Raw genomic sequence first — 21328 nt, 5'->3', positions numbered from 1 at the left:
CGTGGACGCTCGTGGTGAGCAGCGTCTCGTTCGGTGCGGTGGCAGTGGTCTAGACCAGCGGGGCACGACCACGGGGTTGCGGTGCATTCATCGGCATGCATAGGCGCACGCCCGGCATCCTGTCCTGACAACCGGATCCGCACCGATCGCGACAACTTTGTCGCGCAAAAGTAAAGCCACCTCGATCCGAGCGGGGGGATCCGGACCGAGGTGGCGATGAATACTTTCGGCCAAGTTGCCGGTGAATGCAAGTCGAACCACCATGGCGGGAATGTGACGTGTCGTATATCTGCCATGATGACCGTCGTTCGTTCCCCCGCCACGGAAAGGCATCTCGGATGCTCGATGCGCTCGGTCTCGACAATCTCGAGGAGACGGTCTACCGCCAGCTGGTCGCCGCGCCGTCGGCCAACCTCGAAGAGCTGGCCGAAGCGGCCGACCTGGACACCTACGCGGTCTCGGCGGTGCTGTCCGCGCTGGAGGGGAAGGGCCTGGTCGCCCGCGCCTCGGCCGGTCAGGACCGCTATGTCGCCTCCCCGCCGGCGGTGGCGCTTGGGGCCCTGCTCGTCCAGCGCCAGGACGAGCTGCGCCGTGCGCAGGTCGAGATGACCGAGCTCGCCGGGCTCTATCGCGGCTCGGTCGCTCGCCGGGACGTGGCCGACGTCGTCGACGTCGTGCACGGCACCGAGGCGATCGCCCAGCGCTTCGCCCAGCTGCAGTACTCGGCGAAGAAGTGCATCCAGGCGCTGCAGAAGCCGCAGGCCGCGGTCGTCACCCGGGAGGACGCCGACGAGGCCGAGCGCGCCGCGATCGAACGCGGCGTCCGGCACGACATCGTCCTCGAGCGCTCCGTCTTCGACACCCCCGGCATCTACGAGACCATCGACTCCGGCCTCGAGATCGGGATCGAGCTGCGGGTGGTGCCGACGGTGCCGCTGCGCGCTTTCATCGTCGACCGGGAGATCGCCCTGATCCCGCTGATGAACGGTGAGCACAACACGGTCCAGGACGCCCTGCTGCTCCACCCCAGCGGTCTCCTCGACGCGATCATCGCCCTCTTCGACCTGATCTGGACCTCGGCCCCCAAGCTCGTCGCGACGCCCGAGGGCACGGTCGAGACGGCCGCTGATCGCCTCGAGCCCCTGGACACCAAGGTGCTCTCGCTGCTGCTCGCCGGCCTGACCGATGCCTCCATCGGGGCGCAGCTCGGGCTGTCGCTGCGTACGGTCCAGCGGCGGGTGCGCCAGATGATGGACCGCGCGCAGGTCGACACCCGCCTCCAGCTCGGCTACGAGGCGGGGCGCCGCGGCTGGCTGTGAGGTTCCGTGCGCCTCAGCGCTCGCCGCCCGGCACCCACAGGACGTCGCCCTGCTCGCGGTTGGCGTGCCGGGCGAGGATGAAGAGCAGGTCGCTGAGGCGGTTGAGGTAGGTCAGGGCGAGCTTGTTCATGGTCTCGCCGTGGACCTCGTACGCAGCCCAGGCCGCCCGCTCCGCGCGGCGCACGACGGTGCGGGCCACGTGCAGGTGGGCAGCGGCCACGGTGCCGCCGGAGAGGATGAACGAGCGGAGCTTCTCCAGTGGCTCGTTGTAGTCGTCGCACCAGGCCTCGAGCCGGTCGATGTAGGCCTGCTCGACGCGGAGCGGGGGGTACTCGGGGTCGGCCACGACCGGGGTCGAGAGGTCGGCGCCCACGTCGAAGAGGTCGTTCTGGACGGTCGTCAGCACCTTCACGACGTCCTCGTCGATGCCGCCATGAGCCAGCGCGACACCGATCGCCGCCCCGGCCTCGTCGGTCGTCGCGTACGCCTCCAGCCGCAGATCGGTCTTGGCGGTCAGGCTCATGTCGCCGAGCCGGGTCTCACCGGCGTCGCCGGTGCGGGTGTAGATGCGCGTCAGGTTGACCATGCGCTGAGCCTATTCGGACAGCCCATTTTCGGCGAACGTGGTCGATCGATAGAAAATTGGGACAAGAGTGACGAATGAGGCTGGTGAGGTGCAACCAATCGAAGCAGCCGCGCGTCATAGTGGGCGAGAGGGAATCCACTTCCTGGGGGATGGAGGCAGGGCATGGAGATCTTGATCGACGGGCCGACGCTGGTGCTGAGCGGAGATTTCGACGTACGCAGCACCTGGATGGCACGCAGCGTGATCTACGACCATCTCGACTCGGTGGAGGGTGACGTCGTGCTCGACGTCTCCGGCGTGAACAGTGCCGATGTGACGGCGCTGAAGCTGCTCGCCGTCGCGACCCGGCAGGCCCATGCCGAGGGTCGCCGCCTCACTCTGCAGGGCTGCACCCCCGCGGTGCGCCGGATGCTTCACCTCTCCAGGCTCTACCGTGTTCTCGAGGTGGAGAACTCACCGCTCATCGCCTAGCGGGCACAGTGGGTAAAAGAGTGGCCCGGTGAGTGACATCTTCCACACCGGAGCCGGTTACTGATCGGTAACCGAGGGGCTAGCATGCCTCTTATGACGGACACCACGCCTTCCGAGCAGAGCCGCCCGGCGAAGGATCGCTCCTGGCTGATGCGCACGTACGCCGGCCACTCGACCGCCGAGGCGTCCAACCAGCTCTATCGCAACAACCTCGCCAAGGGCCAGACCGGTCTCTCGGTCGCCTTCGACCTGCCCACGCAGACCGGCTACGACCCCGACAGCGTCCTCGCCCGCGGCGAGGTCGGCAAGGTGGGCGTGCCGATCATGCACATGGGGGAGATGCGCAAGCTCTTCGACCAGATCCCGCTCACCGAGATGAACACCTCGATGACGATCAACGCGACCGCCATGTGGCTGCTCGCGATGTATCAGGTCGCCGCAGAGGAGCAGAACCCCGGGATGGACCCGGCCGAGGTGGCCGCCAAGCTGGCCGGCACCACCCAGAACGACATCATCAAGGAGTACCTCTCCCGGGGGACGTACGTCTTCCCGCCGGAGCACTCCCTGCGGCTGATCAGCGACATGATCGCCTACACGGTCCACCAGATCCCCAAGTGGAACCCGATCAACATCTGCAGCTACCACCTGCAGGAGGCCGGGGCCACGCCGGTGCAGGAGATCGCCTACGCGATGTGCACCGCCATCTCGGTCCTCGACCAGGTCAAGGCCTCCGGTCAGGTGTCCGAGGAGGACTTCGGCAAGGTCGTCGGCCGGATCTCGTTCTTCGTCAACGCGGGCGTGCGGTTCGTCGAGGAGATGTGCAAGATGCGCGCCTTCGTCGAGCTCTGGGACGAGATCACCCGTGAGCGCTACGGCGTCGAGGACCCGAAGATGCGCCGGTTCCGCTACGGCGTACAGGTCAACTCCCTCGGCCTGACCGAGGCGCAGCCGGAGAACAACGTCCAGCGCATCGTGCTGGAGATGCTCGCGGTGACGCTGTCCAAGAACGCGCGGGCGCGCGCGGTGCAGCTGCCTGCCTGGAACGAGGCGCTCGGCCTGCCGCGTCCGTGGGACCAGCAGTGGTCGCTGCGCCTGCAGCAGGTGCTCGCCTACGAGTCCGATCTGCTGGAGTACGGCGACCTCTTCGACGGCTCGCCGGTCGTCGAGGCCAAGGTGGCCGAGCTCGTCGCGGGCGCCAAGGAGGAGATCGACCGGGTCCAGGCCATGGGCGGAGCGATCGCCGCGGTCGACACCGGCTACATGAAGTCCGAGCTGGTCTCCTCGCACGCGCGCCGTCGCGCCGCGATCGAGTCCGGCGAGGAGATCATCGTCGGCGTCAACAAGTTCACCACCACCGAGCCGAGCCCGCTGACCGCGGACCTGGACGCCGCGATCATGGTTGCCGACCCTCGCGCCGAGGAGGCCGCCAAGGCCTCCCTCGAGGCGTGGAAGGCCGAGCGTGACGAGACGGCCGTCTCCGAGGCGCTGGCCGCTCTGGCCGCCGCCGCGAAGACCGATGCCAACCTGATGGAGGCCACCCTGGCCGCCGCCCGTGCGGGCGCGACCACGGGGGAGTGGGCCGGCACCCTGCGCGAGGTCTTCGGCGAGTTCCGGGCGCCCACCGGCGTCTCCGGCGCCGTCGGCGCTGCGGAGGCCGGCGCCGAGCTGTCAGCCGTACGCGACCGGGTCAAGGCCACCGGCGAGGAGCTCGGCGTCAAGCTGCGCATGCTCGTCGGCAAGCCGGGTCTAGACGGCCACTCCAACGGTGCGGAGCAGGTCGCCGTCCGGGCCCGTGACGCCGGCTTCGAGGTCATCTACCAGGGCATCCGGCTCACCCCGGAGCAGATCGTCGCCGCGGCGGTCGCCGAGGACGTACACGTCGTCGGCCTCTCCATCCTCTCCGGCTCGCACATGTCGCTGGTGCCGTCGGTGGTCGACGGGCTGCGCGAGGCGGGGCTGGGTGACGTACCCGTCATCGTGGGCGGCATCGTGCCCGAGTCCGACGCCAGGACGCTGATCCAGTCGGGGGTCGCGGCGGTCTACACGCCCAAGGACTTCAGCCTCACCGAGATCATGGCCGACATCGTCGAGGTCATCCGCAAGGCCAACGACCTCTCCTGATCCGAGGATCGTCACGGCTCCCGAAAAAACTTCGGGAGCCGTGTCGATCCCGGTGCGTGGCCATTCGTGAAAGGGGCAGAGGGAGGCTGACAGCGCCTCCCGCCACTTCACGGGAGTACGAGATGTCCACGATCACCACCGCCCAGCAGACCACCCGCTCGACCCGCGCCGCCCGCAAGCCCGTCTGGCTTCACGGCCTCGGTGCCACGGTCGTCGCCAGCGCGGTCGTCACCGTTCTCGCCGTCGTTGCCTCGGCGGCCGGGGTGAGCTTCGAGACCGCCAGCGGCACGATCCCGCTCGCCGGCTACGCCCAGCTGACCGCCCTCTTCTCGCTCATCGGGGTCGCGATGGCCGCGGTGATGGCGCGCGTGGCCCGGCACCCGCGACGTACGTTCGTGGTCACCACCGTCGTGCTGACCGTCGCCTCGCTCGTCCCCGACGTCACCTTCGGCTTCGACGCCGCGAGCGCGGTCGTCCTGATGCTCCTGCACGTCGTTGCCGCTGCCATCGTCATCCCGGTGCTGGCTCGTCGCCTCGCCCGGTGATCGGGCCTAGTAGCCTGCCGCGCATGCGAGTAACGGTGGTCGGAGCCGGAGTCATCGGGCTCTCGTGCGCGGTACGGCTGCTCGAAGCCGGTCACGAGGTCAGCGTGATCGGCCGGGAGCGGACGAGCGGGACCACCTCGGCGGTGGCCGGCGGGTTCTGGTTCCCCTACCTCGCCGAGCCGCGCGACCGGGTGACTGCCTGGGCGGCCGAGACCTTCAGAGAGCTCGCCCGGCTGGCCGAGGAGGAGCCGGAGGCCGGCGTACGCATGGTGCACGGCACCCAGCACAACCCCGAGGCCGACCTGTGGTGGGCCGAGCCGCTCACGGACCTGACCGTGACCGAGGGCCGCGCCGAGTTCACCGTCCCGATCGCCGAGATGCCGATCTACCTGCCCTGGCTCGAGCGGCGGATCACCGCGGCGGGCGGGAACATCACGACCGGGACCGTCGACGACCTGGCGAGCCTGGACGCCGACGTCGTGGTCAACGCGACCGGACTCGGCTCGCGGGAGCTGGTCGGCGACGCCAGCCTCTACCCGGTCCAGGGCCAGATCGTCGTCCTCGGGCCGGGCGCCACCGAGGAGTGGCTGGAGGCCGAGGGCGACGCCCCCTCCTATGTCTTCCCGCGCGGTGGTGACACCGTGGTCGGAGGTACGTCGGTTCCGCACGCCTGGGACCAGAGCCCGGACCCGCGTACGGCTGAACGGATCCTGGCAGACGCCACCGCAGCCGTGCCGGAGATCGCGAACGCCGAGGTCAGGGCCCATCTGGTCGGCCTCCGGCCGGCCCGGCCCTCGGTCCGGCTGGAACGCGAGGGACGAGTTGTGCACTGCTACGGCCACGGCGGCGCCGGAGTGACGCTGAGCTGGGGTTGCGCCTCCGAGGTGGCGTCGCTCGTGGAAGTAAGGCACGCCTAACTCTGCTGTTACCCTTCGAGCGTGGGCAAGAAGAGGAAGCCTCCCAAGACGGAGTGCTGCGTGTCGAAGTCGCGCTGCAAGCGGTGCCCGATCCGCATGCTCAAGGAGGGCACCCTGCCCGAGGGGATGACGGTCAAGAAGCGCCGTCTGGTGACCCTCGACGGCAAGCCGGTCAAGAAGAAGCATCTGGCTGCTTGACGGAAGGCGCCGCCAAGTTGCGTCCGAGGTGGTAGGAATTGCCTTGCATTCCATTACCCACTCGCGCAAGGACGTTACCGATGCCTCACGCCACCCGCCGCTCTGTCCTGTCCGGTGCTGCTGTCACGGGCGCCGCGGCGCTGAGCGCTGCCGGTTACACCGCTGCCCCGGCGCACGCGGGCAAGCCTGACACGGTCCGGCTGACCGTGCTCGGCACGACCGACCTGCACGGCAACGTCTTCAACTGGGACTACTACAAGAACGCCGAGTTCTCGAACAGCGCGGGTAACGAGATCGGCGTCGCCAAGGTCAAGACACTGATCGACGCCGTCCGCGAGGATCGTCGCGGCGAGCCGATCCTCACCATCGACGCCGGTGACACCATCCAGGGCACCCCGCTGGCCTACTACTACGCCCGGATCGACCCGATCACCGAGGGCGCGATCCACCCGATGGCGCGGGCGATGAACCTGGTCGGCTACGACGCCGCGGCGCTGGGCAACCACGAGTTCAACTACGGCATCGACACGATCCGGAAGTTCGAGGAGCAGGTGAACTTCCCGATGCTCGGCGCCAACGCGGTCGACCCGTCGACCAAGCTGCCGGTCTTCCCGCCCTACATCATCAAGGACTACGACCTGGGCCGCGGCCGCCGCCTCCGCGTCGGTGTGCTCGGTCTGACCAACCCCGGCATCGCGATCTGGGACAAGGCCAACGTCGAGGGGAAGATGGAGTTCCCGGGGCTGGTCGAGCAGGCCAAGATCTTCGTGCCCGAGCTCAAGAAGGCAGGCTGCGACCTGGTGATCATCAGCGCCCACTCCGGCGCCGACACCTCCAGCTCCTACGGCGACGAGCTGCCCCCGGAGAACGCCTCGACCCTGGTGGCGGAGCAGGTGCCCGATGTCGACGCGATCCTCGTCGGCCACGCCCACCGGGAGATCACCCAGCGCTACGTCACCAACACCGAGACCGGCAAGCAGGTGCTGCTGACCGAGCCGCTCTACTGGGGCATGCGCGTCTCCGTGATGGACCTGGTCGTACGCCGGGAGAAGCGTCACGGCCGGCCCCGTTGGGTCCTGCAGTCGGCGACCTCGCAGACGCTCAACTCCAACACCGTCGACCCCGACCCGGAGGTCTCGGCCGCCGTGCAGGAGCAGCACGACGTCGTGGTCTCCTACGTCAACTCCGTCGTCGGCACCTCGGCGGTGGAGATGCTGGCCGCGCGGGCGGTCGTCGAGGACGTACCCATCATCGACTTCGTCAACTACGTCCAGGCCGACGCGGTCAAGGCGGCGCTCACCGGCTCCGATGCAGAGCTGCCGGTCATCTCGATCGCGGCGCCGTTCAGCCGCGCCGCCGCCTTCCCTGCGGGCGAGGTGACCGTACGCGACGTGGCCGGCCTCTACATCTACGACAACACCCTGATGGCGGTGCGCATCACCGGCGCCCAGCTCAAGGACTACCTCGAGTTCACCGCCCGCTACTTCAAGCAGGTCAGCGGCACCGGCCCGTTCCCGATCGACGCCGTGACCAACGCGCCGACCGACACCGCGCCCAACGGCACGCCCGACTACAACTTCGACACGATCGCCGGGCTGGACGCGCCGCTGACCTACGACATCGACATCTCGGTCGCGGTGGGGTCGCGGATCACCAACCTCGCCTACGGCGGCGTCGCGGTGACCGACGCGCAGGAGTTCGTGCTCGCGGTCAACAACTACCGCCAGTCTGGTGGCGGCGGCTTCCCGCACGTCACCGACGCCACCGTGGTCTACAACCAGCAGGTCGAGATCCGGCAGCTGCTCATCGACTGGGTCACTGCCCACCAGGTCATCGACCCGGCCGCGTTCGCCTCGGTCGACTGGCGCCTCGTCTCCGGTGGTGAGCCGATCACCGTGGAGTAGCCGCCACGGCGGTTGGGCGACGGGTCAGCGCGGGTTGGCCCAGTTGAGCAGCTGGCTCATCGAGATCAGCAGGTCGTCCAGCCGCCGCTCCACGCTGTCCAGGCGCGCGTTGACGCTGTCGATCGCCGCGTCGGTGCGCTCCATCCGGCTCTTGATCGCGTGGAACTCTGCCGTGTGCATCTGCTGCATCGTCAGGAGATCGATCATGATCGCCTCGACGTCGCTCACGGACAGGCGGCCCCCAACGCCATGCCCCGAGTAATTGATGGACATGGCGTGAATCTTGTCACGCTGTTCCTACTCAAAGGTAAGGAAAGGCGTTTCCCCTGTGTGAACTTGCCTGACCGTGCACCAACTGTTGGTCAGAAGAGTCTCTCGGTCGGATCGTCGAGGCCACGGAGCGCGTCGTAGTCGACGATCGCGCAGGTGATACCGCGGTCCTCGGCCAGCACGCGGGCCTGGGGCTTGATCGCCTGAGCAGCGAAGATGCCGCGTACCGGGGCCAGCAGCGGGTCGCGGTTGAGCAGCTCGAGATAGCGCGTCAGTTGCTCGACGCCGTCGATCTCACCGCGCCGCTTGATCTCGACCGCGACCGACTTCCCGTCGGCGTCGCGGCACATCAGGTCGACCGGCCCGATCGCGGTCGGGTACTCCCGGCGTACGAGGGTCAGGCCCTCGCCCAGCGTCGCCGGGTGGTCGGCGAGGAGCTCCTGGAGGTGCTTCTCGACGCCGTCCTTCTGCAGGCCGGGGTCGATGCCGAGGTCATGCGAGGTCTCGTGGTGGATCTCGTCGATCAGGATCCGCAGGGTGTCGTCCGTCTTGGAGGTGACGGTCCACTCGACGCGGCCGTCCTCGGACTTGCCCTCCGAGAGGGTGCAGGGCGGCGACATCCAGTTGAGGGGCTTGTAGGAGCCCCCGTCGGAGTGGACCAGCACCGATCCGTCGGCCTTGAGCATCAACACCCTGGTGGCCATCGGAAGGTGGGCGGTGAGCCGCCCTGCGTAGTCGACCTGGCAGGTGGCAACGACGAGTCTCACCGGGAGAACGTATCGCATGGTCCCGTGTGAGCAGCGTCACGCCACCAGGGGTTACTCATGGGTAATAAATTTGGCAGTCTTCCGTCGCATGACGGTTTCGACCCAGGGTTCCATCCACGACGTGCTCGTGCTGCCCTACCTCAACCACGCCATTCGCATGCTCGAGTCGGGCTACGCCACCGCCACCGACATCGACAACGCCATGTGCTTCGGCTGCGGCTACCCCCAGGGGCCGCTGGCCACGGCCGACGAGATCGGCGCCGCCGCCGTACGCGACGCGCTGCTCGCCCGCTTCGAGGAGACCGGCGACAACCTGCACAAGCCCGCCGACCTGCTCACCAAGGTCGCCGGCGAGACCGGGACGTTCGCCGCGGTGGCCGGGGACCACGCAAAGGTTCCGGAGCTGCGCCACACGATCGAGAAGATCGGCGTGGTCGGCACCGGCACGATGGCCTCGGGCATCGTCCAGGTCTTCGCCCAGGCCGGGTACGACGTCGTCTTCGTCGGCCGCTCCCAGGAGAAGCTCGACGGGGTCGTCGCCGGCATCACCAAGTCGCTCGACAAGGCCATCGCGAAGGGCCGCTCGGACGAGGAGACCAAGGCCGCCGTGCTCGGCCGACTCACCGGCAGCACCTCGCGCGAGGATCTCGGCGAGGCCGACCTGATCGTCGAGGGCATCGCCGAGGACCTCGAGGTCAAGACCGAGCTCTTCAAGGATCTCGACCGGATCGCCAAGGCCGGTGCCATCCTGGCCACCACCACCAGCTCGATGCCGATCACCGAGCTCGCCAAGGTGACCGCCCGCCCCGGTGACGTCATCGGGATGCACTTCTTCAACCCCGCGCCGGTCATGAAGCTCGTCGAGGTGGTCACCACCGACCTCACTTCGCCCGAGGTCGACGAGACGGTGCGCGCGCTGTCCACCGCGGTCAAGAAGGTCCCGGTCTCCTGCGGCGACCGCTCCGGCTTCATCGTCAACGCGCTGCTGTTCCCCTACCTCAACGACGCGGTCAAGCTGCACGAGTCCGGCGTCGCCATCGCCGAGATCGACGCCGCGATCAAGGAGACCGCCGGCTTCCCGATGGGTCCCTTCGAGCTCCTCGACGTCGTCGGCAACGACGTCTCCCTGGCCATCCAGTCCGAGCTCCGCAACGAGTTCGGCGAGCCCGGCTTCGACCCCGCCGCCCTGCTGGTCGAGAAGGTCCAGGAAGGCAAGCTCGGCCGCAAGACCGGCGAGGGCTTCCACACCTACTGATCCCGGCCCGGCCGAGGCGTCACGTACGTCGGCCGAGGCGTCACGTACGTCGGCCGAGGCGTCACGTACGTCGGCCGAGGCGTCACCTACGCGAATCGAGTCGGCACTGCGATGCCGACTCGATTCGCGCGAGTGACGCCTCGGCCTGCGGGGGCGACGCTTCGGTCAGGGGCGGGGGTAGCCGCGGCGTACGGCTCGTTCCAGGATTCCCAGGGTGGCCCGGATGGACTTCTGGTCGATCACCGGGAAGATCGCCTTCCACTCGGGGAGGGCGGTGGACCAGTCGCAGTACGAGGTGACACGGGTGTCACCGGAGTCGAGCTGCTCGAGCTCGTAGCCGAAGCGGTGGCCGATCGGCGGCTTGACGGTGCCTTCGATGGTCCACTCGATCGCCCGGTCGGGTTCGAACCCGGTGACGATCACGGTGACGTCGTACTTGCCGAGCGGGTAGTCGCCGAGGGCCTCGCGGTCCATGTGGACGATGAACCGGTCGCCGACCGCGCTCACCGGCGACCCCTCCGCGGACTGGAGCATGCCGGCGGCGTCGATGGCCACATGGCCGTCGGGGTCGATGAGAACGGCGAAGATGTCGGCGGGGGAGGCGGGGATGATCCGCTCGGCGTCGATGCGTTCGGCCTCGATGCGTTCGGCGGCCTGGGTCTGGTCGGTCACAGCGCCCGAATCTAGCGGCATCACCGGCGTGCCGGACGTCACCCCATGGCAGGATGCGGGGCATGAGTGAGCGCACGATCGAGACAGTCGGAGTCGTCGGCCTGGGCACCATGGGTGCCGGGATCGCGGAGGTGTTCGCCCGCAACGGGTTCACCGTGGTCGGGGTGGAGCGGGACGAGGAGGGCCTCGAGCGTGGCAAGGCCCACCTGGCGCACTCGACGGGCCGCGCGGTCAAGCGCGGAAAGCTCAGCGAGGAGGAGCAGGAGGCGCTGCTCGGCCGGATCTCCTTCGCCACCGACCCGACGGCGCTCAAGGACGTCGACATGGTCGTCGAGGCGGTCGTGGAGTCGCTGGAGCTGAAGAAGTCGATCCTCGCCACCCTCGACGAGATCGTGGCTCCCGAGACGATCCTGGCGACCAACACCTCGTCGCTGTCGGTGACCGAGATCTCGACCGCTTCGAACCACCCCGGGCGCGTCGTCGGCGTGCACTTCTTCAACCCTGCCCCGGTGCAGAAGTTCGTCGAGATCGTACGCACCGTGGTCACCGAGCCCGAGGTGCTCGAGGACGTGCGCGAGGTCGTCGGCAAGGTCGGCAAGTCGCCGGTGGTCTGCGGTGACCGGGCCGGGTTCATCGCCAACGCGCTGCTCTTCGGCTACCTGAACCACGCGGTCTCGATGTTCGAGGGCCACTACGCCACCCGCGAGGACATCGACACCGCGATGCGGCTGGGCTGCGGCTACCCGATGGGACCGCTCGCGCTGCTGGACCTGATCGGCCTGGACACCTCCTACGAGATCCTCGACACGATGTACCGCCAGGGTCGCGACCGGCTGCACGCCCCCGCACCGATCCTCAAGCAGATGGTCACCGCCGGGATGCTCGGGCGGAAGTCGGGCCGCGGCTTCTACACCTACGAAGCGGCCGACTCGCCCGTCGTCGTCCCGGACGCGCTGACCCCGAGCGCCGACGCCACCCACGAGCTGCGCCGCCCGATCTCGAAGGTCGGCGTCGTCGGCACCGGCACGATGGCCTCCGGGATCGTCGAGGTCTTCGCCAAGGGCGGCTACGACGTGACGTACGTCGGGCGCAGCCCCGACAAGGTCGACGGTGTCGCCGCACGGATCACCAAGAGCCTCGACAAGGCGATCGGACGGGGCAAGCTGGAGGAGTCGGCGAAGCCGGAGATCCTCGGCCGGCTCACCGGCACCACCTCGCTGGACGACCTGGCCGACGTCGACATCGTCGTCGAGGCGATCGCCGAGGACCTGGCCATCAAGACCACGCTCTTCGAGAACCTCGACGACATCTGCAAGCCGGGCGCGATCCTGGCGACCACGACCTCGAGCCTGCCGGTCATCGAGCTGGCCAAGGTGACCAAGCGGCCGTCGGACGTCGTCGGGATGCACTTCTTCAACCCGGCGCCGGTGATGAAGCTGGTCGAGGTCGTCTCCACCGTCACCACGGACGAGGAGGTCTCCGAGACCGTCCGCGCCCTGTGCAAGCAGGTCGGCAAGTCGCCGGTCTCGTGCGGGGACCGGGCCGGCTTCATCGTCAACGCGCTGCTCTTCCCCTACCTCAACGACGCGGTCAAGATGCTCGAGGGTCACTACGCGACCGCCGACGACATCGACACCGCGATGAAGCTCGGCTGTGCGCTGCCGATGGGTCCATTCGAGCTGCTCGACGTCGTCGGTAACGACGTCTCGCTGGCCATCGAGCGCGAGCTCTACCTGGAGTTCCGCGAGCCGGGCTTCGCGCCCGCGCCGCTGCTGGAGCACCTGGTCACCGCCGGTTACCTCGGCCGCAAGACCGGCAAGGGCTTCCGCGACTACTCCTGACAAGAGGTCCCTCCCGGCCCGACCACCGTGGCAGTACGCTGAAAGACGTGGGACTTCTGATCGCACTTCTCATCGTCGTCGCGGTGATCGGGACCGTGGTAGTGACCAGCAAGCGTTCGCAGGCGCGAGCGCTGGAAAAGCAGCGCGCTGACCTCGAGCCGGTCAAGCAGCTCGCCTTCGAGGACGTGACCGCCTTCGGTGAAGAGCTGCAGAGGCTCGACCTGGACATGGCCGGCAAGGAGCTCGACGAGGGCGCCAACGCCGACTACCAGCGCGCGCTTGACGAGTACGAGACCGCCAAGCGCACAGTCGACAAGATGACCGTGCCCGACGACGTCAAGAAGATCACGACGATCGTCGAGGACGGCCGCTACGCGATCGCCTGCGTCGAGGCACGCGTCGCCGGCGAGCCGCTGCCGAAGCGCCGCCCGCCGTGCTTCTTCGACCCCCGCCACGGGCTCTCGGTCGAGGACGTGGCCTGGGCGCCGCCGGGCGGCACCACCCGCGACGTACCCGCCTGTGCGCTCGACGCCGAGCGCGTCAAGGTCGGCGCGGAGCCCGACACCCGCAAGGTGATGGTCGGCAACGAGCGCGTTCCCTACTGGCAGGGTGGCCCGGCCTACCGGCCCTACGCCGCCGGCTACTTCGGCGCCTTCTCGCCGATGGACTGGATGTTCGCCGGGCTGATGTTCAGCGCGTTCGGCGGCTTCGATGCCTTCGGTGAGATCGGCGAGGGCATGGGCGACGCGATCGGCGGCATCGGCGAGGGCATGGGGGACATGTTCGGCGGGATCGGCGACGGCATCGGCGACATGTTCGACGGCTTCGACTTCTGAGTACGCTTCCGGAGTGCCACCACTTCATACGCTCGAGCTCGGCGAAGCCGGAAGTCGTGTTGTCTTCCTGCACGGACTCTTCGGCCAGGGACGCAACTGGAACACGCTCGGCAAGCAGCTGGCCGACAAGCATCGCGTCACTCTCGTCGACCTGCCTCACCACGGTCGCTCCCCGCAGCCTGACACTTTCGACTACCTCGAGGTGACCGCGGCCGTCGCGGAGCTGCTCTCGGCCGAGGACCCCGCAACCGTGGTCGGCCACTCGATGGGCGGCAAGGTGGCGATGCTGCTCGCGATCACCCGCCCCGAGCTGGTCGCCAAGCTCGTCGTGGCCGACATGTCCCCGGTCGTCTACGAGCGCGTCGGCGGCTTCAAGACGTACGTCGACGCCATGCAGAGCCTCGACCTGGACCGCATCACCCGCCGCGAGGAGGCCGACGCCGGGATGCAGGAGGCGGTCCCCGACGCGACGGTCCGCGGCTTCCTGCTGCAGAACCTGCGCCGCGACGGCGACAGCTGGCGCTGGTCCATGAACCTCCCCGTCCTCGGCCGCGACCTGGACCGCATCGGCGACTGGCCGGCCGAGGAGCTGAAGGCGTACGACCCGTACGACGGGCCCGTGATGTGGGTGGCCGGCGAGCTGTCCAACTACGTCACCGACGAGTACGCGCCGGCGATGAAGGAATGGTTCCCGCGCTACCGCAAGGTGACGATCAAGGGCGCCGGGCACTGGGTCCACTCCGAGAAGCCGGAGACCTTCCTCGCGGCCCTGCGTCAGTTCCTCGGCGACTGAGACACCGGAAACGGACCGAGCGCCGGCCGGGCGGCGTCTACGCTGTGCGGCATGGAACGCGACAGGCCAGTCATCGTGCTGGTCGGCGGCGAGCACGCCGACGTCCTCGAGCAGGAGTTCCGGGCACGGTACGACCGTGACTACCGGATCGAGCCGGTGGTGGGGTTCGCCGCGGGCCTCGACAGGACACGCGGGCTCGTGGCCGAGGGTGCGCAGATCGCGATGGTCGCCGCCGAGCACGTGCTCGACGGAGGCACCTCGATCGAGCTCCTGCACCTCGTACCGGCCATCGTGGCGACGGCGCGCCGGGTGGCGCTGGTCTCGTGGGACGACTTCGCCGATGCGCTCGACGACCTGCGCGCCGCGGCGCTCCAGCGCGAGATGGACACCTTCGTGCTCATCCCGCGCGCCCCGCGGGACGAGGAGTTCCACACCGCGCTGATCGAGCTGCTCTCCGAGTGGGGGTGGTCGGTGGGCAGGCCCCTGGTGACCGTGACCGACGTCGTGGCCGAGCCGGGCGACCGCGACGCGGCGGCGGTGCGCGACCTGCTGGAACGCATGGGCTTCCCGCATCGCTCGCTCGGGCCGAGCGACGACGAGGCGCAGGAGCTCATCGAGGCCGCCGGCCCGGGCGCACGGCTGCCTCTGGTTCGTACCTTCACGGGACGCGTGGTCTCCGGGGCGACGGCGGCGACGGCCGCCGAGGCCATCTATGGCGGGTTCGACGAGATTCCGGACGGCGTGATCGCCGACGTCGCCATCGTGGGCGGCGGACCGGCGGGCCTCGCGGCGGCGGTCTATGCGGCGTCTGAGGGGTTGGCGACGGTCCTCGTGGAGCGCGACGCGATCGGCGGCCAAGCGGGCTCCAGCTCCATGATCCGCAACTACCTCGGCTTCCCGCGCGGGATCTCAGGCATGCGCCTCGCCCAGCGATCCCGCATCCAGGCCGGACGGTTCGGTGCGCGCTTCTTCACCGGACGCCCGGTGACCCGGATCGAGCCTGGCCCGGCCGATGAGCCCGAGCACCAGCACGTGCACGTGCGCGGCGCGCAGTTCTGCGCCCGTACGGTCGTGCTCGCGATGGGCGTGACCTACCGGCGTCTCGGGGTCGCCGGTGTGGATGACCTCGTGGGTGCGGGGGTCTACTACGGGGCCGCGACGTCGATGGCGCGCGAGATGCAGGGCCGTGCCGTCTTCGTGATCGGCGGGGGCAACTCGGCCGGGCAGGCGGCCATCCACCTCGCCAAGTTCGCGAGCGAGGTGACGATCCTGGTCCGCCGTCATGAGCTCGCGGAGACCATGTCGGCCTATCTGGTGCGTGAGATCGAGGCGACGTCGAACATCCAGGTCCGGACCCGCACGGTCGTCGCCGACGGCGGGGGCGAGGGCCAGCTGGAGTGGTTGCGACTGGAGAACCTGGACACCGGCGAGGACACCAAGACCGCTGCCGACGGCCTCTTCTGCCTGCTCGGAGCGGAACCCGACTGTGCGTGGCTGGCGGAGGCGGTGGCGCTCGACGAGCACGGGTTCGTCCTGACAGGCCGCGACGTACCGCGAGAGGCGTGGGTCGAGGGGAACCCGCCTGCGAGCCTGGAGACGACCGTGCCGGGCGTCTTCGCTGTCGGTGACGCGCGCGCCGGATCCATGAAACGGGTCGCCTCTGCGAGCGGCGAGGGCGCCTCGGTGCTCCCACTGGTGCACGCCCACCTCGCGCGGATACGCGCTCGGGAGTTCGGCGCCTGAGCCCTAGGACGGCGGGCAACGCCGGGCTCGATGGGGTCGACCTCGCCGTCGGTGTCGTGGCAGGCAGCCTGAGCTCTGCTGGCAATGATGGCGGATCTGGCGACCAGCTCGGTTGCTCCCGCGGCTTGACCAGCTGCGCATGGCTATGACAAGAGCCGCCGGAAGACCTCGACGATGCGATCCGCATCCGCCTCGGACGTACGCCAGTTGCTGAACGCCAACCGCAAGGCGGGAGTGCCGTGATGAACCGTAGGGGTCACGAAGGTCACGCCGGTATCGGCGACCCGGCGAGCGAGCAAGGCAGGGTCGCCAGGGACCTGCAGGCAGACGATGTTGAGCCGGACAGGCGCGAGCAGCTCGACCCCGTCGATCTCGGCGAGCCGACTCCCAACCCGGCGAGCGAGCGCGATGGTGCGCTCGACGATCTCGCGGTGGCCCTCGCGGCCGTAGGCGTACAGGGTGAACCAGGCAGGCAGGGCGCGCAGGCGGCGGGAGCTCTCCGGGGTCAGGTGTACGAAGTCGGGGGAGGTGCCAGGGAGGCCGATGTAGGCCGAGGCATTGCTGAAGACCCGGGCCTGGAGGTCCTGGTGGCGGCTGAGCTGGATCGCGGAGTCGTAGGGGACGTTGAGCCACTTGTGCAGATCGACGCAGATCGAGTCGGCGCGGGAGAGACCGGCGACGAGGTGGGCGTGCGCGGGGGAGAGAGCCGCGAACGCGCCGAAGGCGCCGTCGACGTGCAGCCAGAACGGGAACTCGTCGCGGAGGTCGGCGATGGCGTCCAGGTCGTCGAAGTCGCCGGTGTTCACGGTGCCGGCGTTGGCGACGACGATCACGGGCCGGCCGTCCTGTTCGCGCAGCGCGGTCCGCAACGCGTCGACGTCGACCGCATCGCGGTCGGGGAGGAGGGCGACCGGCTGGAGGCTGTCGCGACCCAGCCCGAGCACGGAGAGTGCCTTGGAGACGGTGGAGTGGGCGGCGCCGGAGAGCACGACGACCCCACCGAGCGCGGCGACGCCCTCGGTCGAGACCGACACTCCGAGCCGGTCGCCGAGCCACTCGCGGGCCAGCGCCAGCCCGGTCAGGTTGGACATGGTCGCGCCGGTGACGAACGCCCCGCTGAAGTCCCCGGGAAGGTTCAGCAGGTCGAGGACCCAGCGCACCGTCTCGCGCTCCAGGTCGCTGGCGGCGGAGTCCTGGACCGTGATGGTGTTCTGGTCGAAGACCGAGGTCAGCCAGTCGCCGGCGACCGCGGCCGGGGTCGCGCCGCCGGTGACGAAGCCCAGGTAGCGGGGGCCGGCGCTCGCCGAGAGGCCTGGCGCCCAGCGGGTCTCGAAATGGCGCAGAGCGGCCTGGCCACCGGCGCCCCGGACCGGTAGCCGCTCGACGGAGGGCGGCCGGAACGGAGAGGTCACCGGCCTGTGGTCGAGTCCGGCGATGATCTCTTGTGCGTAGTCCTGGATCGCGCCGAGGAGATCGGTCATCCCGGCGAGGTCTGTGTCGAGCCGTGGGTCCATCCTTCGACGGTAGGCCTTCTCAGGGCTCGATGAGACCTGCTCTGATGGCATATCGCGTGACTTGGGTGCGATCGCGGAGGCCAAGCTTGGCGAGGATGTTCTCGCGGTGCCGCTCGACGGTCTTGTAGGAGATCGTCAGCTCGCGGGCGATCTCCCGGGTCGAATGGCCCTCGGCGATGAGCTTGAGCACCTCGTCCTCGCGCTCGGTCAGCACCGTGCGCGGCAGGCTCTCGCCACGGTTGAGGCGGTCCAGATAGTCGCGGACCAGAGCACTCATCGCCCCGGGATAGACGAAGGCTTGCCCCCGAATAGCGGTGCGGCACGCGTTGACCAGGTCCTCGTCGGCGACCGACTTGAGGACGTACCCGCTGGCGCCGACCTTGAGCGCCTCGAAGAAGTACTGCTCGTTGTCGTGCATCGAGAGCATCAGCATCTTCGGAGGCGTACGCATCCGGGCGATCGTGCGCGCGGCCTGCAGCCCGGTCATGCGGGGCATGGCGACGTCGAGGATCACCAGGTCGACCTCGACGTCGCGCAGCGCCGCGACGGCCTCGGCTCCGTCGGCCGCCTCGGCGACCACCTCGAGGTCCGGTTCGGCGTCGAGGATGAGGCGGACCCCGCGGCGTACGAGGGTGTGGTCGTCGGCCAGCAGGATCCGGATCTTCGCGGGCGTGGGAGTCACAGCGGAACCTCCAGGCGGACGGTGGTGCCGCGGCCGGGGGTGCTGGTCACGCTCAGGTCGGCACCGACGAGCAGGGCACGCTCCCGCATGCCGCTGATCCCGGCGCCGGCCACGAGGGCGGCGCTGCCGCGACCGTCGTCGGAGACGGTTAGGGCGACCATGTCGCCGACCTTGCAGAGCGAGAGCTCGGCGGTCGCGGCGTGGGCGTGGCGTACGACGTTGGTGAGCGCCTCCTGGGCGACCCGGTAGATCACCAGCTCGCGGTCCTGGGGCAGCTCGGGAAGCCCGCGGCCGATGGTGCGGCGTACGGTCGTGCGGCCCAGGGCGCCGACGTCGGTGGCCAGCGAGGCCAGGGCGGCGTGCAGGCCGAGATCCTCGAGCACGCCCGGCCGCAGCTGGCGGGCCACGCGGCGTACGTCGTCGATGCCCGTGCGCGCGGACTCGCGGACGGCGGCGAGCTCGGGGCGCACTTCCTCCGGCACCTGTCGCTCCAGTCCCTTGAGCCCCAGGAGTACGACGGTGAGCGACTGTCCCACCTCGTCGTGGAGCTCCTGGGCGATCCGGTGTCGCTCCGCCTCCTGCGCGGCGAGCGCCTTGGCGTTGCTGGTGCTCCGCTCGGTCTCCAGCCGCTCGAGCATCGCGTTGTAGCTGGCCACCAGCCGTGCGCCGGCGCCCTTGCCGTGGGTCGGTAGACGCTGGTCGGGGGAGAGGTGGTCGACCGAGTCCATGGTGCGGATCACCCGGTCGATCGGCGCCAGGCTGCGCAGCAGCAGGAGCGCGTTGAGGGTCGCCATCACCACCAGCCCGACCGCGAGCACCACCGCCTCCGAGGCCAGGACGCGCTCAGAGACCCGGACCGGGGACAGCGCCAGGACCAGGGTGCCGACGCAGAAGACGGTGCCGTTGGTCAGGCAGACCCGCCAGTAGAGCGGTAGATGACTCATGCACCAACCCTGACATGTCCTCTGGTCAGGACTTATGGGTGGCAGCACCCATTCGGATCGAGTCTCCGGTAACGGAGGGTCGTTGGCATGGAGCTCAACGCATGATCGTGTACGCAGCGGTGGCCGTCTTCATCGTCACCTACGGCCTCATCGCCACCGAGCGCGTCCACCGCGTCGCAGCCGCCCTGGGTGGCGTCGCCGCGATGGTCGCGCTCGGGATCATCGATGCCGAGTCGGCCTTCTTCAGTCATGAGACCGGGGTCGATTGGGACGTCATCTTCCTGCTCTTCGGGATGATGGTGATCGTCGGTGTCCTCAAACAGACGGGCCTGTTCGAGTTCCTTGCGCTGTGGGCGGTCAAGCACTCCGGCGGCCGCCCGGCACGCCTGGCGACGCTGCTGATCCTGGTCACCGCGGCGCTCTCGCCGATCCTCGACAACGTGACCACCGTGCTGCTCGTCACGCCGGTGACCCTGTCGGTCTGCGAGCGACTCGGCCTGAACCCGATGCCCTACCTGATCTCGCTCATCCTGGCCGCCAACGTCGGCGGCACCTCGACGCTGATCGCCGACCCGCCCAACATCATCGTGGCCAGCCGGGCCAACCTGACCTTCGACGACTTCCTGATCCACTCGCTGCCGCTGTGCCTGATCCTGCTGGTCGTCCTGATCGGGCTGGTCCGGGTGCTCTTCCGGCGTGACTTCCGTGGCCGGGTCGACCTGGACGGACTGATCGAACCGCCGGCATCGGCGATCCACGACCGCGGGCTGCTCTACCGCTGCCTGGCCGTCCTGGCCCTGGTGATGCTCGCCTTCGGCCTGCACACCGAGCTCCACCTGGACCCGTCGCTGGTCGCCATGCTCGGTGCCGGGGCGATGGTGATCGTCTCCCAGACACGGACGGAGGCGTTCCTGGAGGAGGTCGAGTGGTCGACCCTGGCCTTCTTCATGGCGCTGTTCGTGCTGGTCGGCGGTCTGGTCGAGGTCGGTGTGATCGGGTCCCTCGGGACGTACGCCGCCGAGCTGATGGGCGACAACGAGCTCGCCGGGGTGACCGGGCTGATGATCGGCTCGGCGATCGTGGGCGGGTTCGTCGACAACATCCCCTACACCGCCGCGATGGTGCCGATCGTGGAGGAGATGGTCGCCGCGACGCCGTCCTCGGGCGCCGACAGCCCGCTGTGGTGGGCCCTCGTGTTCGGCGCCGACCTCGGTGGCAACACGACCGCCGTCGCCGCCGGCGCCAACGTGGTGGTGCTCGGCCTCGCCGCCAAGGCCGGCCACCCGATCAGCTTCTGGAAGTTCACCAGGTATGGCATCGTGGTCACCATCGTGACCCTGGCCGTCGCCTGGGTCTACGTCGCCCTCCGCTACTTCGTGCTCGCCTGACGTTCGCGGTAAGCCGCGACCGCATTGCGGTTGGTGCAGGTCGGCGAGCAGTAGCGCTTGGAGCGGTTGCGGGAGAGGTCGACGACCACGCCTGCGCAACCCTCGTCGGCGCAGATCGAGAGCCGCGACAGCTCGTCGGCGCGGATGACGTCGACCATGGCCATCGCGGTCTCGACGGCGATCCGCGTGGCCAGCGGGGCGTCGGGCTCGGTGGCATGGATGTGCCAGTCGTAGTTCGTGTGGCGGACGAGCTGAGGCGTCGCACGGTGCTCGGCGAGCAGCTCGTTGGTCAGCCGCACGGCCTCGTCGCGATCGGCGGTGAGCAGGTCGCGGAGCCGGACGCGGAGGGCGCGGACCTCGTCGAGCTCGGCGCGGTCGCGGTCGTGCCTCCCCGTGTAGTCGTACGTCACGAAGAACTCGTCGAGGGCCGCCACGGTCTCCAGCTCGTCGACCGAGCCGGGGGAGAGGGCGAGGGTGTTCGCCAGCGCCGCGGCTGCCTGGAGGCCTACGTCGGTGTCATGGGTGAAAACCATGTTGACACATTACCGCGTCGCTGGGATCG

The 21328-nt window shown here is 69.1% G+C and carries 21 protein-coding genes; 13 read left to right on the top strand and 8 right to left on the bottom strand.

Going from position 1 to position 21328, the window contains the following annotated elements:
* Positions 1 to 338 precede the first annotated feature (338 nt).
* Entirely contained in the window at positions 339 to 1319 is a 981-nt protein-coding gene (locus tag ABZY89_RS08375) for a helix-turn-helix domain-containing protein (RefSeq protein WP_160027763.1), read from the top strand.
* A 13-nt stretch (positions 1320 to 1332) separates the two neighbouring features.
* Here the strand turns inward: ABZY89_RS08375 and ABZY89_RS08370 are convergent, their stop codons facing one another.
* The gene (locus ABZY89_RS08370; protein WP_045547381.1) at positions 1333 to 1905 is read right to left on the bottom strand and encodes a cob(I)yrinic acid a,c-diamide adenosyltransferase; all 573 of its coding nucleotides are present in this window, start codon (positions 1903 to 1905) and stop codon (positions 1333 to 1335) included.
* A gap of 162 nt (positions 1906 to 2067) precedes the next feature.
* On the opposite strand from ABZY89_RS08370, the gene ABZY89_RS08365 reads away from it, so the two are divergent.
* From ABZY89_RS08365 to ABZY89_RS08340, 6 genes are all read left to right on the top strand, one after another.
* Positions 2068 to 2376 (top strand): STAS domain-containing protein, encoded by a 309-nt coding sequence (locus ABZY89_RS08365; protein ID WP_091047808.1) that lies wholly within the window; start codon positions 2068 to 2070, stop codon positions 2374 to 2376.
* Positions 2377 to 2469: 93 nt separating this feature from the next.
* On the top strand, positions 2470 to 4497 hold the full coding sequence (locus ABZY89_RS08360; RefSeq protein WP_355226254.1) for a protein meaA: 2028 nt from the start codon (positions 2470 to 2472) through the stop codon (positions 4495 to 4497).
* Between the two features lie 122 nt (positions 4498 to 4619).
* A complete protein-coding gene (locus ABZY89_RS08355; protein WP_355226252.1) occupies positions 4620 to 5042 on the top strand; it encodes a DUF6069 family protein in 423 nt (140 codons plus the stop codon).
* A 23-nt stretch (positions 5043 to 5065) separates the two neighbouring features.
* Positions 5066 to 5959, top strand: a complete 894-nt coding sequence (locus ABZY89_RS08350) for an FAD-dependent oxidoreductase (RefSeq protein WP_355226250.1) — start codon at positions 5066 to 5068, stop codon at positions 5957 to 5959.
* 21 nt (positions 5960 to 5980) lie between these two features.
* Positions 5981 to 6157 carry a hypothetical protein gene (locus tag ABZY89_RS08345; RefSeq protein ID WP_008362162.1) on the top strand — a complete coding sequence of 59 codons (177 nt, stop codon included), beginning with the start codon at positions 5981 to 5983 and terminating at the stop codon, positions 6155 to 6157.
* A gap of 80 nt (positions 6158 to 6237) precedes the next feature.
* Positions 6238 to 8061, top strand: a complete 1824-nt coding sequence (locus tag ABZY89_RS08340; protein ID WP_355226249.1) for a 5'-nucleotidase C-terminal domain-containing protein — start codon at positions 6238 to 6240, stop codon at positions 8059 to 8061.
* 24 nt (positions 8062 to 8085) lie between these two features.
* Here ABZY89_RS08340 and ABZY89_RS08335 read toward each other — a convergent pair whose 3' ends face one another.
* Together ABZY89_RS08335 and nucS are read right to left on the bottom strand one after the other, a co-directional pair.
* Positions 8086 to 8289, bottom strand: a complete 204-nt coding sequence (locus tag ABZY89_RS08335; RefSeq protein ID WP_355226247.1) for a hypothetical protein — start codon at positions 8287 to 8289, stop codon at positions 8086 to 8088.
* A 134-nt stretch (positions 8290 to 8423) separates the two neighbouring features.
* Positions 8424 to 9098, bottom strand: a complete 675-nt coding sequence (nucS, locus tag ABZY89_RS08330) for an endonuclease NucS (protein ID WP_008362169.1) — start codon at positions 9096 to 9098, stop codon at positions 8424 to 8426.
* Between the two features lie 88 nt (positions 9099 to 9186).
* Between nucS and ABZY89_RS08325 the strand changes: the two genes are divergently transcribed.
* On the top strand, positions 9187 to 10353 hold the full coding sequence (locus tag ABZY89_RS08325; RefSeq protein WP_355226245.1) for a 3-hydroxyacyl-CoA dehydrogenase NAD-binding domain-containing protein: 1167 nt from the start codon (positions 9187 to 9189) through the stop codon (positions 10351 to 10353).
* 165 nt (positions 10354 to 10518) lie between these two features.
* Here the strand turns inward: ABZY89_RS08325 and ABZY89_RS08320 are convergent, their stop codons facing one another.
* A complete protein-coding gene (locus ABZY89_RS08320; RefSeq protein WP_355226243.1) occupies positions 10519 to 11025 on the bottom strand; it encodes a polyketide cyclase in 507 nt (168 codons plus the stop codon).
* A gap of 62 nt (positions 11026 to 11087) precedes the next feature.
* Here ABZY89_RS08320 and ABZY89_RS08315 point away from each other — a divergent pair, with 62 nt between their 5' ends.
* From ABZY89_RS08315 to ABZY89_RS08300, 4 genes are read left to right on the top strand one after another with little or no spacing between them, the layout of a single operon-like run.
* Positions 11088 to 12866 carry a 3-hydroxybutyryl-CoA dehydrogenase gene (locus ABZY89_RS08315; RefSeq protein WP_355226241.1) on the top strand — a complete coding sequence of 593 codons (1779 nt, stop codon included), beginning with the start codon at positions 11088 to 11090 and terminating at the stop codon, positions 12864 to 12866.
* Positions 12867 to 12913: 47 nt separating this feature from the next.
* Entirely contained in the window at positions 12914 to 13702 is a 789-nt protein-coding gene (locus ABZY89_RS08310; RefSeq protein WP_355226239.1) for a hypothetical protein, read from the top strand.
* Between the two features lie 13 nt (positions 13703 to 13715).
* Complete coding sequence (locus ABZY89_RS08305; protein WP_355226237.1) at positions 13716 to 14495, top strand: alpha/beta fold hydrolase; 780 nt, start codon at positions 13716 to 13718, stop codon at positions 14493 to 14495.
* Positions 14496 to 14546: 51 nt separating this feature from the next.
* Complete coding sequence (locus ABZY89_RS08300; protein WP_355226235.1) at positions 14547 to 16238, top strand: FAD-dependent oxidoreductase; 1692 nt, start codon at positions 14547 to 14549, stop codon at positions 16236 to 16238.
* A 143-nt stretch (positions 16239 to 16381) separates the two neighbouring features.
* Here the strand turns inward: ABZY89_RS08300 and ABZY89_RS08295 are convergent, their stop codons facing one another.
* From ABZY89_RS08295 to ABZY89_RS08285, 3 genes are read right to left on the bottom strand one after another with little or no spacing between them, the layout of a single operon-like run.
* On the bottom strand, positions 16382 to 17752 hold the full coding sequence (locus ABZY89_RS08295; RefSeq protein ID WP_355226233.1) for a pyridoxal-dependent decarboxylase: 1371 nt from the start codon (positions 17750 to 17752) through the stop codon (positions 16382 to 16384).
* Positions 17753 to 17771: 19 nt separating this feature from the next.
* Positions 17772 to 18434 (bottom strand): response regulator transcription factor, encoded by a 663-nt coding sequence (locus tag ABZY89_RS08290; protein WP_355226231.1) that lies wholly within the window; start codon positions 18432 to 18434, stop codon positions 17772 to 17774.
* On the bottom strand, positions 18431 to 19378 hold the full coding sequence (locus tag ABZY89_RS08285; protein WP_355226230.1) for a HAMP domain-containing sensor histidine kinase: 948 nt from the start codon (positions 19376 to 19378) through the stop codon (positions 18431 to 18433). The genes ABZY89_RS08290 and ABZY89_RS08285 overlap by 4 nt, the downstream gene beginning before the upstream one ends.
* Before the next feature lie 101 nt (positions 19379 to 19479).
* Here ABZY89_RS08285 and ABZY89_RS08280 point away from each other — a divergent pair, with 101 nt between their 5' ends.
* Positions 19480 to 20766: an ArsB/NhaD family transporter gene (locus ABZY89_RS08280; RefSeq protein ID WP_355226228.1), complete on the top strand. Its 1287-nt coding sequence runs from the start codon at positions 19480 to 19482 to the stop codon at positions 20764 to 20766.
* Here ABZY89_RS08280 and ABZY89_RS08275 read toward each other — a convergent pair.
* Complete coding sequence (locus ABZY89_RS08275) at positions 20748 to 21299, bottom strand: CGNR zinc finger domain-containing protein (protein ID WP_355226226.1); 552 nt, start codon at positions 21297 to 21299, stop codon at positions 20748 to 20750. The two genes, ABZY89_RS08280 and ABZY89_RS08275, sit on opposite strands and share 19 nt — an antisense overlap.
* Between the last annotated feature and the right edge of the window lie 29 nt (positions 21300 to 21328).

Source organism: Nocardioides sp. NPDC006303 (genome assembly GCF_040613175.1).
Classification (GTDB): domain Bacteria; phylum Actinomycetota; class Actinomycetes; order Propionibacteriales; family Nocardioidaceae; genus Nocardioides.
This window is presented reverse-complemented; position numbering and strand designations above follow the sequence as displayed.

Coding starts and splice junctions, on each gene's coding strand:
- ABZY89_RS08375 (WP_160027763.1), top strand. CDS start 339: ATGCTCGATGCGCTCGGTCTCGACAATCTCGAGGAGACGGTCTACCGC.
- ABZY89_RS08370 (WP_045547381.1), bottom strand. CDS start 1,905: ATGGTCAACCTGACGCGCATCTACACCCGCACCGGCGACGCCGGTGAG.
- ABZY89_RS08365 (WP_091047808.1), top strand. CDS start 2,068: ATGGAGATCTTGATCGACGGGCCGACGCTGGTGCTGAGCGGAGATTTC.
- ABZY89_RS08360 (WP_355226254.1), top strand. CDS start 2,470: ATGACGGACACCACGCCTTCCGAGCAGAGCCGCCCGGCGAAGGATCGC.
- ABZY89_RS08355 (WP_355226252.1), top strand. CDS start 4,620: ATGTCCACGATCACCACCGCCCAGCAGACCACCCGCTCGACCCGCGCC.
- ABZY89_RS08350 (WP_355226250.1), top strand. CDS start 5,066: ATGCGAGTAACGGTGGTCGGAGCCGGAGTCATCGGGCTCTCGTGCGCG.
- ABZY89_RS08340 (WP_355226249.1), top strand. CDS start 6,238: ATGCCTCACGCCACCCGCCGCTCTGTCCTGTCCGGTGCTGCTGTCACG.
- ABZY89_RS08325 (WP_355226245.1), top strand. CDS start 9,187: ATGACGGTTTCGACCCAGGGTTCCATCCACGACGTGCTCGTGCTGCCC.
- ABZY89_RS08315 (WP_355226241.1), top strand. CDS start 11,088: ATGAGTGAGCGCACGATCGAGACAGTCGGAGTCGTCGGCCTGGGCACC.
- ABZY89_RS08300 (WP_355226235.1), top strand. CDS start 14,547: ATGGAACGCGACAGGCCAGTCATCGTGCTGGTCGGCGGCGAGCACGCC.
- ABZY89_RS08295 (WP_355226233.1), bottom strand. CDS start 17,752: ATGGACCCACGGCTCGACACAGACCTCGCCGGGATGACCGATCTCCTC.
- ABZY89_RS08285 (WP_355226230.1), bottom strand. CDS start 19,378: ATGAGTCATCTACCGCTCTACTGGCGGGTCTGCCTGACCAACGGCACC.
- ABZY89_RS08280 (WP_355226228.1), top strand. CDS start 19,480: ATGATCGTGTACGCAGCGGTGGCCGTCTTCATCGTCACCTACGGCCTC.
- ABZY89_RS08275 (WP_355226226.1), bottom strand. CDS start 21,299: ATGGTTTTCACCCATGACACCGACGTAGGCCTCCAGGCAGCCGCGGCG.